Origin of the sequence: Roseixanthobacter finlandensis, assembly GCF_043195105.2 — a bacterium.
GTDB lineage: Bacteria > Pseudomonadota > Alphaproteobacteria > Rhizobiales > Xanthobacteraceae > NCEH01.
Genome location: NZ_CM195536.1, coordinates 3,816,502 through 3,830,143, shown reverse-complemented (window position 1 = coordinate 3,830,143; position 13,642 = coordinate 3,816,502). Strand labels below are relative to the sequence as shown.

13 protein-coding genes are annotated in these 13,642 nt (G+C 66.4%); 7 read left to right on the top strand and 6 right to left on the bottom strand.

The window, feature by feature from the left end; all coding sequences use genetic code 11:
• The first annotated feature begins 255 nt into the window (after positions 1-255).
• From dapF to ftsY, 3 genes are read left to right on the top strand one after another with little or no spacing between them, the layout of a single operon-like run.
• Positions 256-1,113 (top strand): diaminopimelate epimerase, encoded by an 858-nt coding sequence (dapF, locus tag V5G24_RS18130; RefSeq protein WP_394080442.1) that lies wholly within the window; start codon positions 256-258, stop codon positions 1,111-1,113.
• Positions 1,114-1,145: 32 nt separating this feature from the next.
• Complete coding sequence (mtaB, locus tag V5G24_RS18125) at positions 1,146-2,396, top strand: tRNA (N(6)-L-threonylcarbamoyladenosine(37)-C(2))-methylthiotransferase MtaB (protein ID WP_394082050.1); 1,251 nt, start codon at positions 1,146-1,148, stop codon at positions 2,394-2,396.
• Between the two features lie 4 nt (positions 2,397-2,400).
• On the top strand, positions 2,401-3,834 hold the full coding sequence (ftsY, locus tag V5G24_RS18120; RefSeq protein WP_394080444.1) for a signal recognition particle-docking protein FtsY: 1,434 nt from the start codon (positions 2,401-2,403) through the stop codon (positions 3,832-3,834).
• A gap of 34 nt (positions 3,835-3,868) precedes the next feature.
• Here the strand turns inward: ftsY and V5G24_RS18115 are convergent, their stop codons facing one another.
• Positions 3,869-4,126, bottom strand: a complete 258-nt coding sequence (locus V5G24_RS18115; protein WP_394080446.1) for a hypothetical protein — start codon at positions 4,124-4,126, stop codon at positions 3,869-3,871.
• 235 nt (positions 4,127-4,361) lie between these two features.
• Here V5G24_RS18115 and V5G24_RS18110 point away from each other — a divergent pair, with 235 nt between their 5' ends.
• Positions 4,362-5,084, top strand: coding sequence for a hypothetical protein (locus V5G24_RS18110; RefSeq protein ID WP_394080448.1), 723 nt, complete (start codon positions 4,362-4,364; stop codon positions 5,082-5,084).
• Between the two features lie 143 nt (positions 5,085-5,227).
• Complete coding sequence (locus tag V5G24_RS18105; RefSeq protein ID WP_394080450.1) at positions 5,228-5,800, top strand: adenine phosphoribosyltransferase; 573 nt, start codon at positions 5,228-5,230, stop codon at positions 5,798-5,800.
• 19 nt (positions 5,801-5,819) lie between these two features.
• Here the strand turns inward: V5G24_RS18105 and V5G24_RS18100 are convergent, their stop codons facing one another.
• The 3 genes from V5G24_RS18100 to V5G24_RS18090 all read right to left on the bottom strand — a co-directional run bounded on the left by V5G24_RS18100 (position 5,820) and on the right by V5G24_RS18090 (position 10,322).
• On the bottom strand, positions 5,820-7,055 hold the full coding sequence (locus V5G24_RS18100) for an MFS transporter (protein ID WP_394080452.1): 1,236 nt from the start codon (positions 7,053-7,055) through the stop codon (positions 5,820-5,822).
• Between the two features lie 275 nt (positions 7,056-7,330).
• A complete protein-coding gene (locus tag V5G24_RS18095; RefSeq protein WP_394080454.1) occupies positions 7,331-8,560 on the bottom strand; it encodes a hypothetical protein in 1,230 nt (409 codons plus the stop codon).
• Between the two features lie 271 nt (positions 8,561-8,831).
• Positions 8,832-10,322 (bottom strand): CoA-acylating methylmalonate-semialdehyde dehydrogenase, encoded by a 1,491-nt coding sequence (locus tag V5G24_RS18090; protein WP_394080456.1) that lies wholly within the window; start codon positions 10,320-10,322, stop codon positions 8,832-8,834.
• A 117-nt stretch (positions 10,323-10,439) separates the two neighbouring features.
• Here V5G24_RS18090 and V5G24_RS18085 point away from each other — a divergent pair, with 117 nt between their 5' ends.
• A complete protein-coding gene (locus V5G24_RS18085) occupies positions 10,440-11,327 on the top strand; it encodes a LysR family transcriptional regulator (RefSeq protein WP_394080458.1) in 888 nt (295 codons plus the stop codon).
• A 20-nt stretch (positions 11,328-11,347) separates the two neighbouring features.
• Here the strand turns inward: V5G24_RS18085 and V5G24_RS18080 are convergent, their stop codons facing one another.
• The gene (locus V5G24_RS18080; RefSeq protein ID WP_394080460.1) at positions 11,348-12,253 is read right to left on the bottom strand and encodes a DMT family transporter; all 906 of its coding nucleotides are present in this window, start codon (positions 12,251-12,253) and stop codon (positions 11,348-11,350) included.
• Positions 12,254-12,385: 132 nt separating this feature from the next.
• Here V5G24_RS18080 and V5G24_RS18075 point away from each other — a divergent pair, with 132 nt between their 5' ends.
• Positions 12,386-13,123: an ArsR/SmtB family transcription factor gene (locus V5G24_RS18075; protein WP_394080462.1), complete on the top strand. Its 738-nt coding sequence runs from the start codon at positions 12,386-12,388 to the stop codon at positions 13,121-13,123.
• 35 nt (positions 13,124-13,158) lie between these two features.
• Here the strand turns inward: V5G24_RS18075 and V5G24_RS18070 are convergent, their stop codons facing one another.
• Complete coding sequence (locus V5G24_RS18070) at positions 13,159-13,626, bottom strand: SRPBCC family protein (RefSeq protein WP_394080464.1); 468 nt, start codon at positions 13,624-13,626, stop codon at positions 13,159-13,161.
• Between the last annotated feature and the right edge of the window lie 16 nt (positions 13,627-13,642).

Sequence of the window (13,642 nt, the reverse complement as noted above, 5' to 3'; positions counted from 1 at the left end):
GCGCCGATCCGCTTGCGATGCAAGCTGATCGGATAACGCGTTCTCTCACAAATGTTTAGAGCCTGATCCGATCGGGTTGTTTCAAGCTGATCGGATCAGGCTCTAGCCGGCCGCAGCGGCAGGCGCGGCCGGCTGCGCCGGGTGACTTTCTGCCCATGTGCGCCCCACAAAAGCCGTCGTGCTCCGCAACGGGGTGGCGCATCCCCCGCCTGAGGCCATATAAGACCTGCATCTCCCGGATGCGTGTGTGGACCCATGACGAGCCTCGCCAATCGCCCCTTTGTGAAGATGAACGGCCTCGGCAACGAGATTCTCGTGCTGGATCTGCGGGCCAATCCGGTGGAGGTGTCGCCCGCCGCCGCGCGTGCGCTCGCCCGTGCCGATGCGCTGCCGTTCGACCAGGCGATGGTGCTTTATCCGCCCCGCGCCTCCGGCTCCATGGGTTTCGTGCGCATCCTCAATTCCGACGGCTCGGAATCCGGCGCCTGCGGCAACGGCACGCGCTGCATCGCCGCGCTGGAGGCCCGCCGCACCGGGGCGCGCCATGTGCTGTTCGACAGCGCCGCCGGCCTGCTGAATTGCGAGATCCTGCCCGACGGCAGCGTGACCGTGGACATGGGCGCTCCGCATCTCGACTGGAAGCATATTCCCCTCGCCCACGCGGTTGCCGACACCTCCGCCCATGTCCTGGCGGGATACGAGGCGCTGGGGCCGGCGAATTTCGTCTCCATGGGCAATCCCCATGCGGTGTTCTTCGTGCCCGACGCGGACGCGGTGGCGGTGGAGACGCTGGGGTTCGCGCTGGAGCATGATCCGCTGTTTCCCGCGCGCGCCAACATCTCGTTCGCGCAGATGCTGTCGCCTGAACACATCCTGCTGCACGTGTGGGAGCGCGGCGCCGGGCGCACGCGCGCCTGCGGCACCGCCGCCTGCGCCACCGCGGTCGCGGCCGTTCGCACCGGCCGGTCGGGCCGCGACGTGCGCGCGACGCTGCCGGGCGGGGACCTCTCCATCTCCTGGCGGCAGGCGGACGGCCATGTGCTGATGACCGGTCCGGTGGCTTATGAGTTTTCCGGCGTGCTCACCCCGGCCATGTTGGCGGAGGCGGCGTGAGCGCCGGGCCCGCCGGTGCGCCGGGCGTCGAAATGGTCACGTTCGGCTGCCGGCTGAATACCCTGGAGTCCGAGCAGATGCGCCGCGCCGCGCTGGCCGCCGGGCTGGAGCGCACGTTCATCGTCAATTCCTGCGCCGTCACGGGCGAGGCCGTGCGCCAGGCGCGCCAGACCATTCGCCGCCTGAAGCGTGCGCATCCCGGCATGCGCGTGGTCGTCACCGGCTGCGCGGCGCAGACCGAGCCGGAAACCTTCGCCGCCATGGCGGAGGTGGACCGGGTGATCGGCAATGGCGCCAAGGGCGCACCGGAAACCTGGACGGCGGCCCGCGCCGCGCTGGATTTCGGCCTCGGCGCCGAGGAAAAGGTGGTGGTGGACGACATCATGTCGGTGCGCGAAACCGCGCTCCACATGGTGGACGGGCTGGACCGGCACACCCGCGCCTTCGTGCAGGTGCAGAACGGCTGCGATCATCGCTGCACCTTCTGCATCATCCCGTTCGGCCGGGGCAATTCGCGCTCCGTGGCGATGGGCGAGGTGGTGGCGCAGGTGCGCACCCTGGTCGAGACCGGCCATGGCGAAGTGGTGCTCACCGGGGTGGATCTCACCTCCTACGGCGCCGGCCTTCCCGGCGCGCCGACGCTCGGCAAGCTGGTGCGCGCCATCCTCAAGCACGTGCCGGAGCTGAAGCGGCTGCGCCTCTCCTCCATCGATACGGTGGAAGCCGACGCCGACTTGCTGCGCGCGCTGGCGGAAGAAGAGCGGCTGATGCCGCATCTGCATCTCTCGCTGCAATCGGGCGACGACCTTATCTTGAAGCGCATGAAGCGTCGGCATTCGCGCGCCGAGGCGATCCGCCTCGTCGGCGAGATGCGGCGCTTGCGGCCGGATCTGGTGTTCGGCGCCGATCTCATTGCCGGTTTTCCCACCGAGAGCGAGGCGCAGTTCCGCAATACGCTGGATATCGTGGACGCTTGCGGCCTCTCCTTCCTGCACGTGTTTCCCTATTCGCCGCGCCCCGGCACCCCCGCCGCCCGCATGCCGCAGGTGGCGCACGAAGTGGTGAAGGCCCGGGCGCAGCGCCTGCGCGAAAAGGGCGACATGGCCTTGCATCGCCATCTCTCTTTGTGCGTGGGCGCCCATCGCAGCGTGCTGATGGAGAGCGGCGGCCTCGGCCGCACGGAGCATTTCACGCCGGTACGCGTTCCCCATCCCGCGCCACGCGGCACCATCCTCCCCCTGCGCATCGCCGGTCACGACGGCGCGCGGCTAATCGCGGCCTGATGTGATGAGCGACACCGAGAACGGCCCCCCGCCGGCCCCCAAGAAGAAAGGCCTCTGGAGCCGCCTGACCGGCGGCTGGGGCAGCGAGGCCGAGGCGCCCGCGCCGACTGCCCCGGTCGACGATGCGCCGGCTTCTGTCCAGTCCGACACGTCCGAGGGCAGTGAACCCGCAGCCCCCGAGGCGTCGGTTGACGAAGCACGGCCGGTCCCGGACCTCGCGGCGGAAGCGCGGCCGGAGAGCGATGCACCGGCCATGGGCGATGTGCCGGCCGAAGAAGAGCAGGCGAAAGAGGACCGGGCGGAAGAGGCAGCGGTCGCGGACCCGCTTGCAGAGCATTCCCTCGCTGAGGTTCCCGTTGCCGAGGCTCCCGCCCCACAAGAGGATCCTGCCCGCATGGCCCTCGCGCCGACGGTGCCGGTTGAGGAGCAGCCTGTTCCCGCAGACGTGCCTTCCGAGGCGGAACAGACCGAAGCCTCCTTTGCCGAAACCTCCTCCGCCGAGGAGCCGGAGCCCGCCAAGACCAGTTTCTGGCGCCGCCTCACCAGTGGACTGGCGCGCACCGCCTCCAGTCTCACCCAGGGCATCACCGACCTCGTCTCTAAGCGCAAGCTCGATGCCGAGACGCTGGAAGAGCTGGAAGACATCCTGATCCGCGCCGATCTCGGCACCGCCACCGCCGCGCGGATCGTCGAAGCGGTGGGGCGCGGCCGGCACGACAAGATGATCGGCGCCGACGAAGTGAAGGGCCTGATCGCCGCCGAGGTGGAATCCATCCTCGCCCCGGTGGCGAAGCCCCTGGTGATCGAGGACGCGCAAAAACCCTTCATCATCCTCATGGTCGGGGTGAACGGCTCGGGCAAGACCACCACCATCGGCAAGCTCGCCGCCCAGTGGAAGAGCGAGGGCCGCAAGGTGGTGCTGGCGGCGGGCGATACCTTCCGCGCCGCCGCCATCGAGCAATTGAAGGTGTGGGGCGCGCGCACCGGCGCCCGCGTCGTCGCCCGCGCGCCGGGGGCGGATGCGGCGGGCGTCGCCCATGACGCCATCACCGAAGCGCGCGCGGAGGGCGCCGACATCCTGCTCATCGACACCGCCGGACGGTTGCAGAACCGCACCGAGCTGATGGCCGAGCTGGAAAAGGTGGTGCGCGTGGTGAAGAAGCTGGAGCCCGGCGCGCCGCACGCGGTGCTGCTGGTGCTCGACGCGACCGTCGGCCAGAACGCGCTCTCCCAGGTGGAGGTGTTCACCAAGATCGCCGGCGTGACCGGGCTTGTCATGACCAAGCTGGACGGCACCGCGCGCGGCGGCATCCTGGTCGCCATCGCCGCGAAATTCGGCCTGCCGGTGCATCTGATCGGGGTTGGGGAGGGGGCGGAGGATCTCCAGCCCTTCGCCGCCGCCGATTTCGCCCGCGCCATCGCCGGAATCGAGGATTAGAGGGGGGCGGTGCCCGCCAAGAGAGTGGCGCGCCTTAGCGGCAACCGTCGCACTCGCCTTCGCCCTCCATGGTGTCATCGCGAAACTTAATTGGAACGCACCACGCGTTTGTCTGTACGTCCGCCGTTTTTCCTGCAGATGATTTTATTTTTTTAATATAATCATTTTCAATTTTCTTTTTTGCGGAATTGCATTCTTTTTGAGACGTATAGGACCAGCCGGGAAATGTTGCCGGTGTGCCGACTTCAAAATTAATAATGCCTACAATTATGAGAATCCAGTAAGAATTCATCTTTGATTTCCTGTGCGAGATCGACTCCGTGAAGCGAATCCTGCTTCCGCACGCACACAGACCATACTCCGCTGTGTGAACCAACCGCTTTGGAGGACGGGCTGAAGCGCCTAAGGCGCATGTGCCGGGATCGCCATTTCTGATGCAGATTCTTGCACCGCGCATGGCTATGCTTTTCCATAGCGGCCGGATGAGGCCGCTTGGGGGGCGTGCGATGGCGTCGCGGGTGTGGATAATGCTGTTGGCCTGCCTGTGGAGCGGGGTGGCCGTCGCGGCGCAGAAATCGGTGTCCTTCGCCGACGGCGCCTGTTCCGGGCGGGTGTGGTTCGATCCCGCCAAGACCGACGAAAAGAGCCTGCGCGACACCTTGGCCCTCATCTATGACTATACCCTCTCCGCTGCCCCCTCGCCGAGCTTTCCGAACAAGCCGGCGGACATGGGGCGCGTGAACGCGGCTGCCTATGCGGCCAAATGCGCGCGCATCGAGGCCGCCGCCGCCGCGCTGAAGCCGCTGGATCTGCCGGGCGCGCAGGAATTCCACGCCAAGGTGAAGGATGCCGTCGCCGATTTCTGCACCTTCAATATCGCCAAGCTGAAGGCCTTCGCCACCCCCGCCGCGCTGCGCGATTTCACCCCAGCGCCGGCAGCTTGCGCCAGCTATGTGGACGCACTGGAAGGCAAGGGCGATCTTCCCGCCGTCTGGCGCGCCGCCGTCGCCGCAGGCTGCACCAACAACGCCAATCCCCAGGCCTGCGCCGCGCGCGAGCTGCGCCACGCCTCGGTGCCGGAGTCTGCGGGCTGGATGCGGCTCTATCTCATCACCCACGCCTGGAACAATTGCGCCGTGCCCGCCCTCAAGGTGAACGACCCCGCCGGCGAGGCGGCGCGCGCCGTGCTGATCCAATCCCTCGCCGAAGCCTTTCCGCGCCAGAAGCTGGAGTGCGAGGGCGCCGACTGAGCGGCGCGCGGGGGCCGTTTCACAGGACGGTGTTCGCGCCGCTTGCGGGCAGACAATGGCCCGGCAAGAATGTTAAGCCCGGCAAAATCTTCAAGCGCGGATCGGGGCGGCCGTGTGCCCCGCCGGCCGAACCAGGGTGCTCCATGACCATCATTTCTTCTCCCCTGCCGTCCGTGCCCGCCGAGGCGACCGATTTGCGCGCCGCGATCCGCACCATCGTGGATTATCCCAAGCCCGGCATCCTGTTCCGCGACATCACCACACTGCTCGGAAATGCCCGTGCCTTCCGCCGCGCGGTGGACGAGCTGGTGCAGCCTTGGGCCGGGGCGAAGATCGACAAGGTGGCGGGCATCGAGGCGCGCGGCTTCATCATCGGCGGGGCGGTGGCGCATCAGCTGTGCGCGGGTTTCGTGCCGATCCGCAAGAAGGGCAAGCTGCCCCATCAGACCGTGCGCATGGCCTATGCCCTGGAATATGGCCAGGACGAGATGGAGATGCATGTGGATGCGGTCTCCGCCGGCGAAAAGGTGGTGCTGGTGGACGATCTGATCGCCACCGGCGGCACCGCCGAGGGCGCGGTGAAGCTGCTGCGCAACATGGGCGTGCAGGTGGAGGCCGCCTGCTTCATCATCGATCTGCCGGACCTCGGGGGCGCCGCCAAGCTGCGCGCCATGGGCGTGCCGGTGCGCACGCTCATGGCCTTCGACGGGCATTGAGCGGCGCCGGCCGCAAGCTTCAGCGGGCGCCCCGCAGGCGGGCGGCGAGGATCATCGCGCCGCCGACCGCCGAAAGGCCGACCAGCAGGCCGTAGCTGCCCATATAGCTGCCCACCCGGTCGTGGATTTGCGAGAAGATCACGGGGCCGAACACCACGCCGGTGAAGGTGAAGAACATGGCCGCCCCGGTGGTGGAGCCCACCGCGCGTGGCGGGCTGTTGCGGGCCACTTCCGAGAGATAGACCCCGTTCCAGCCCACGCCCGAAAGGCCGAGCACCAGCAGCAGCGCCACGATGACCGGCAGCGGCCAGCCGGGTGCGGCCAACATGATCGCCAGCGCGGCGCCGCCCATGAGCAGCGCGAGAAACACCAGCACGCTGAGGCCGTCATGCGCCATGTCGGCCACCTGGCCCCACAGCACGCGGCCCACCGCGCCCGACACCTGCACCGCCGCAAGGATCGCCCCCGCCTGCACCAGGGAGAAGCCGAGATCCTCCACCAGCAGCGCCACCAGGAAGGTGATGACGCACAGCTGCACCGCCGAGAAGCAGAAGGAGGAGAGCGCCAGCCAGCGCAGGCGGGCGTGCGATAGCACCAGCTTGATGGCCGTGAAGGACAGCAGCCGGCTGCTGCCGGCGCGGCTGCGATGCCGGTCCAGTTCCGCACGGCCGAGCTGGGAGAGCGCCGCGACCAGCACGCACGGGACGGCGACGCAGATCAGCGCCGCGTGCCAGCCGAGCGTCAGCGCGATCTGCGGCCCGAACAGGCCGGCCGCCATGCCGCCCAGCGGCACGCCCGTCTGTTTCAGGGAGAAAATCAGGTTGCGGCGGTTCGCCGGCGCGTGGCGCATCAGCAGTTCGGATGCGGCCGGATTGATGAGGCCGTAGCCGAGCCCGGTCACGAACGCGCCGAGGGCCATGGTGGGGATGGTGGGGATGCTCGCCAGCAGGCATCCGCCGGCATGGAACAGCATCGCGCTCTGCCCGGTGCGGCAGGGGCCGTACCAGGCGACGAGGGTGCCGGCGACCAGCGATGCCGTCATGGCCGCGAAATAGACCAGGGAAATCTGATAGCCCACGCTCGCGGTCGGGACACCGAGGTCGCGCGCGATGGCCGGTGCCAGGGCCGGCACCATCAGCACCGCCATGGTGCCCAGCGCCTGAACCGAGATCGTCTCGGCGAGCAGGGGCAAGAGGCCGATGTGCGGTTCCGGCGCGTGCGTCGTGGCCGGCTGCATGCCGGGTTCAGCGTTCACGGCATCCCCCGCCGCGCGCCGGACGCGCCGAGTGAGAGGACATCGCAAGGCGCAAGGGAAGAGAGAGGGTGCCGCGCAACGCGCGGGACACAGGGGCAGAACATGACCATCAGCGAATCCAGGACACCTTCGCTCGTGGCGCCGGCGCGCCAAGGAGAAGGATGTTCCCATGGGGCGTCAAGGCCGCGACGGCAGAGCTGCCGACGCGGCCATGCAGAAGTTGCAGAGCAGCTTGCCTCCTCCCACCGAAGGCCGGACGCGCCTATGGGTTGTGGTCAGACATAGAAAGGTGCGTCGAGGGCGGTCGAGCTCGCGACCCTGAACACATTCTGCCCGCTCGCCAGATGCTCGCACACGCGCAAAATCTGGACACTGAGCAGTGTAAAGGCCATGTCCCGCTGTCCGCTGGTGCTCTTCATATTGTGGGTGTGGGTGGCCTTGAGGATGCCGATGAAGGCCGCCAGCTTGTTGTTGTAGTTCATGCCCCAATCATATTTGTGATACCGCTCGATCTGCTTGTCGAGCGCGCGCAATGTGAAGCCGCGAATGCCGCTGAAGAATCCTTGTCGACGGCTTATGGTGTTCCAATCCGCCAAGGTGAAAATGTCGGCTGTCATGCGGTCTCTTAGAAGAGCTTCCGCGTTTTGCCGTGTCACGTAATGTTCGATTTCCTGAAGCATGTTGTTTGCTATGAAAACGCCCGAACACACCATGTCGACATAGGCCTTGCAATCGCTCGGCGTCAGGTAGGCGATTTGCGCGTTCGGAGAATAAATGTCGTAGGTATCGTTCAGTGCTTTTGCGAACGCTTTCGCGCCGCCTTCGTCAATGGCCCGCATGGCGGCGCCGGCGCAATTGCTTTTCTTCGTAATCAATTTGTATTTGAAATTTTGATCTTTCGTTATTGTCTCGGTCCAATGAGCGATGCGCTCCAGGTCAAGGCCAAGACGCTTTGGGTTATCGTGCCGAAGGGCTGGAATATGATAGCAGTCTTCCGGAAAATTCGACCAGCGCCCGGCATTCGGAATTTCTTTGAGGTCGTAAGATTTACGGGACGGGTCGCTGGACTGTGGTTTTTCCACCGCCTGAAGGCGGTTCAACATAATCATTTTCTGGTTGGATCGAGCCAGGCCGGGATTATTGGCAAGACGGTCGTTGGTCGAACTCGGCGTTTCAGCGATCAGATCGTGGGTGAAATTGTTCATGAAATTCCCGGCGACCATGCCGTTGGAATCTTTGGTTTCCTTGGAAGCGGTCACCCCAGGCCAGAAGCTCAAATAGCGCGTCAGGTCCGGGTTCTCCCATACGGCAGTCGTGTAATTTTCCGCCCGTTGGCGCCGCATCAATATGGCCGCATGACCGGGATGGCTGAGCGGGTTGCGCCCCGTATTCCAGATCAGAACCGTGCATTCCGCATCCGACATCTGCGGAAGGTCCAGGGTCCCGTCGACGGCGCGATATCTAAATCTCGCGTCGGATTCCCAACCTTGGGGGAGTTCTGGCATGGGGCGGCTCCATTCAAACGGGAGCTTGACCATATAGCGTCTTTTGTCATGAATTTATTACGGCATGCAGTCATGCAACCTGCGCAATATGGTCCAATATTATTCATTCAAGGGTTTATCGTCTTCCGGGACCAGGTCTCCCAGAGCAAATGCCGCCGCGACGATTGGCAAGAGTGGGTTTTGCGGCCGGGATCGACCCCGCCTTGTCCGCGTGTGGGCGTACAAGGTGGCGAGCCGATCCCGATCGATGCGGGGCCGGTGAGGCCGAGGCTCAGGCGAGCACGGGCATGACGAATTCGGCTCCCGTGCGGATGCCCGCCGGCCAGCGCGAGGTGGTGGTCTTCAGGCGGGTGTAGAAGCCCACGCCCTCCAGGCCATAGACATTGCGATCGCCGAAAATCGACCGCTTCCAGCCGCCGAACGAATGATAGGCGATCGGCACCGGGATCGGCACGTTGATGCCCACCATGCCGGCCAGCACGCCATAATCGAACGCACGGGCGGCATCGCCGTCGCGGGTGAAGATGGCGGCGCCATTGCCGTATTCGTGGTCGTTCACCAGCTGAAGCGCCTCGTCGAAGCTCGGCACGCGCACCACGGACAGCACCGGTCCGAAGATCTCTTCCTTGTAGATCCGCATGTCGGGGGTCACGTCGTCGAACAGGCAGCCGCCGATATAATAGCCGTCCTCATAGCCTTGCAGCTTGAGGCCGCGCCCGTCCACCGTCAGCTTCGCGCCCTCGGAAACGCCGAGGTCCACATAGCCGCGCACCTTGGCGAGATGCTCCTTGGTGACGAGGGGCCCCATCTCGCTCGCCGGATCATTGCCGGGACCGACCTTCAGCGCCCGCACGCGCGGTTCCAGCCGCTCCATGAGCGCATCGCCGATGCCGCCCACGGCCACCGCCACCGAGACCGCCATGCAGCGCTCGCCGGCCGAGCCATAGCCGGCGCCCATCAGGGCATCGACGGTCTTGTCGAGGTCGGCGTCGGGCATCACGACAAGATGGTTCTTGGCGCCGCACAGGGCCTGGGCGCGCTTTCCATGCGCGGCGGCGGTCTTATAGACATATTCGCCCACCGCCGTGGAGCCGACGAAGCTCACCGCCGCCACCTTGGGATGGGTCAGAAGCGAGTCCACCGCCTCCTTGTCGCCGTTGACGACGTTGAACACGCCGGCGGGCAGGCCGGATTCGGCGAGGAGGTCGGCGAGGCGCAGGGAGAGGCTCGGGTCCTTTTCGGAGGGCTTCAGGACGAAGGTGTTGCCGCAGGCGAGGGCGACCGGGAACATCCACAGCGGCACCATGGCCGGGAAGTTGAACGGCGTGATGCCCGCGCACACGCCCACCGGGTGGCGCTGGGAGAAGGTGTCGATGCCGCGCCCGACCTGGTCGGAGAATTCGCCCTTCAGCAGATGCGGGATGCCGCAGGCGAATTCCACCACTTCGATGCCGCGCACCAGTTCGCCCTTGGCGTCTTCCACGGTCTTGCCGTGCTCGCGGCTGATCAGGGCGGCGAGATCGTCGATGTTGCGCTCCAGAAGGTCCTTGAAGCGGAACATCACGCGGGCTCGGGCCGGCGCGGGCTGGGTCGCCCAGGCGGGCAGGGCGGCCGCGGCGGCCTGCACGGCTTCGTCCACGCGCGCGGCGGAGGCCAGCAGCACAGTGCCGATCTGCTCGCCCGTGGCGGGCTCGAAGGTCGGGGCCGAGCGGTCCTCGCCTGTGATATGGCGCCCCTGGATGTAATGGCCGATGGTCTGCATGATGTCTGCTCCCGCGCGAAAATCCTGCCGCACTTGATCTCTGGTATCTGCGCGGAGCAAGGCCTAAGATTTCGGACTCATTCCGCGTTTTTAGGCGTCTATCGGGAATCCTCCGCGATGAATTGGGATCATGCCCGCGTTTTCCTCGCCGTCGCGCGGGCGGGGCAGATGCTCTCCGCCGCCCGCAAGCTCGGGCTGGATCACGCCACGGTCACGCGGCGGCTCAGCGCGCTGGAGGCGGATCTTGGGGCGAAAGTGTTCGAGCGGCGGCCGAGCGGCTGCACGCTCACAGCCATCGGCGAGCAATTCTTGCCCATGGCCGAGCGGGTGGAAAGCGAGATGCTGCGCGCCCGCTCCCTGCTGGGCAATGCCGATCTCAAGCTGGAAGGCACGGTGCGCATCGGCGCGCCGGACGGGTTCGGCACCTATTTCCTGGCCGCGCGCCTCGCCCGCTTCGCCGGCATGCATCCCGACCTTGTGGTGCAATTGGTGCCGCTGCCGCGCACCTTCTCGCTCTCCAAGCGCGAGGCGGATATCGCCATCATCCTGGAGCGGCCGCAGGAGGGGCGGTTGTTCGGGCGCAAGCTCACGGATTATTCGCTCGGCGTCTATGCCGCGCGGTCCTATCTCGACCAGACCGGGCCGGTGGAGCATGAGGCGGATCTCGCCGACCGCACGCTCGTGACCTATGTGCAGGATCTCACCTATAGTTCAGGGCTCGATTACATGGGTGCCCTGATCGAGCTGACCGCCCGCCGCTTCGAATGCGCCAGCGTTGTGGGCCAGTTGGAGGCGATCCGCGCCGGTGCGGGGCTCGGCATCCTGCATGATTATGCCGCCGCCGCCTGCCCGGAGCTGGTGCGCATCCTGCCCGCCGTCACCTTCTCGCGCACCTATTGGCTGGTGGTCCACGCCGATTTGCGTGACCTGCGCCGCATCGCCGAGACCGAGCGCTTCATCGTGGACGAGGTGCGCGCCAGCCGGGGGGCGTTCGTGGTGGGGTAGGGGCCTGGCGCGGGACGCGCTCAAGCGGGTCGCGGCGCCGGTCGGGCTGCCGGCAGGGTCATGGCGATGACGCCGGCGACGATGCAGCCCAAGCCGAGCCAGGCGGTCGGAGCCAGCGTTTCACCCAGGAACAGGATGCCGATGGCAACGCCGATCGGCACCCTGAGATAGGCCTGCGCCGTGGTGCCGATCGACCCGAGCGTTTGGACGAGACGGAAATAGATCACGAAGGCGAGGGCGGTCGAAAAGACCGAGAGGGCGAGGAGCGCGAGCACGGAGCGCGTGGCCGGAACGAGGGCCCAGGGATGATCGAGCGCGAGGCTGACCGGAACCAGGATCGCAGCACCACATATGAGCGAGCCGGCCGCTGGCAGCATGGGGTCAAGCCCTTTGAAATTCCTGCCGAAGATCGCGGCGCCAGCATAGCAGACGGTGGCCGCGAGGATGGCGATCTGCGCCCACACCTGATGCCCGAGGCCGCCCAGCGCCTGCATCCCGACCACCAGGCATGTTCCGAGCAGCCCGGCCGCGACTCCGAACAGCTTGCGCCCGGTCACAGCCTCGTGGCGCGTGACGAGCAGGGTCAGCAGAAAGGCGAATATGGGAGATGTCGAGTTGAGGATCGTCGCCAGGCCGGCATCCGTCGTTTGTTCAGCCCAGGCGATCAAGGTGAAGGGAACGACGCTGTTCAGGCAGGCTTGAAACAGGAATTTCGCCCAGGTCCGCCCATCGCCGGGAAATTTCAACCCGCGCCAGCGGACGATGCCCATCAGGATCAGACCGGCGATGACGGTGCGCGCGGCAATCAGGGTGACCGGGGGAATGGTTTCGACGCCGACCTTGATGAAGCTGTAGGACGCGCCCCACAAGGTGGAGAGTATGAGAAGAAGGATAATGTCCTTCGCCTTGTGTGACTGTTCACTCATGCTCTTGCGCTCCGCGCGGCTGGAAATGAGCGCTTTTCTAGCGATTGCGTGGGCTTGGATGCTTCGGCGTGCGCCGAACCATCGGACGCTGACGGGCGGCGGTTTCGCTGCTAGTTTTTCCGCATGCTGAACATGGCGTCCGGAAATACGATTGCGGAGGTCGCAAGCCTGATCGGCGACGCGGCCCGGGCCAACATGCTTTCAGCCCTGATGGGCGGTCAGGCGCTGACGGCGGGCGAACTGGCGCACCACGCCGGGGTCACGGCGCAGACCACCAGCGGTCATCTGGCCAAGCTGTTGGACGCCCGGCTGCTCGCCGTGGAGAAGCAGGGCCGGCACCGCTATTATCGGCTCGCCTCGCCGGAGGTCGCCCAAGCCATCCACGCGCTGATGACCGTTGCGGCGTCCGGGCCAAAGCGTCACCGGCCGGCCGGTCCCCGCGATGCGGCTTTGCGGCTCGCCCGGACCTGTTACGACCATATGGCTGGCCGGCTCGCTGTCGCCATTGCGGACTCGTTGTGCGATCGCGATTACCTCCGGCTTTCGGATGGAGCAGGCCTCGTCACGCAGGAGGGGCGGCGCTTCTTCTGCGATTTCGGCCTCGACACCGGGCCGCCGCTTCATTCCAGGCGTCCCTTATGCCGGACCTGCCTTGATTGGAGCGAGCGCCGCCCGCACCTTGCGGGCCGCCTCGGCGCCGCGCTGCTCGACAAGGCGCTGGATCTCGGCTGGGTGGCACGCATGCCGCAGAGCCGGGCGCTCCGCATCACCCGGGCCGGCGAGATGGGTTTCGCGGCGACGTTCGGGCTTGTCTCGGATTGGCGCGTCCCGGCCCTGCCGCGAGACGCCGTGCCCGGCACCGCCCCATAGAGCATTTCCCCGTTTCCATGAAACAGGGAAGCGTTTTAGGACGCCGCCTTCTCCGCCTCGCCCTCGCCGTTCAGCGCCTTGGTGAAGGTGGAGAAGAATTGGTCCGCCAGCTTGCGGGCCGTGGCCTGGATCAGCCGTCCGCCGAGGGAGGCGAGCTTGCCGCCGATCTGCGCGTCGGCCTTGTAGGTGAGCAGGGTTTCTTCCCCGTCCTCGGCCAGCGTCACCACGGCATCGCCCTTGGCGAAGCCGGCCACCCCGCCGCTGCCCTGGCCGACGATGCGGCAGCTCTCCGGCGCGGTGATGTCCTGCAATTCCACCGTGCCGGCGAAATTGGCGGAGACCGGGCCGACCTTGATCTGCACCTTGGCGGAGAAGGCGTTGGGGCCGGTCTCCGTCAGTTCCTGGCAGCCGGGGATGCAGGCGCGCAGCATTTCGGGATCGAGGATGGCCTTCCACACCGTCTCGCGCGGCGCGGCGATGCGATATTCGCCGACGATTTCCATGACGAAAGTCCTTTCG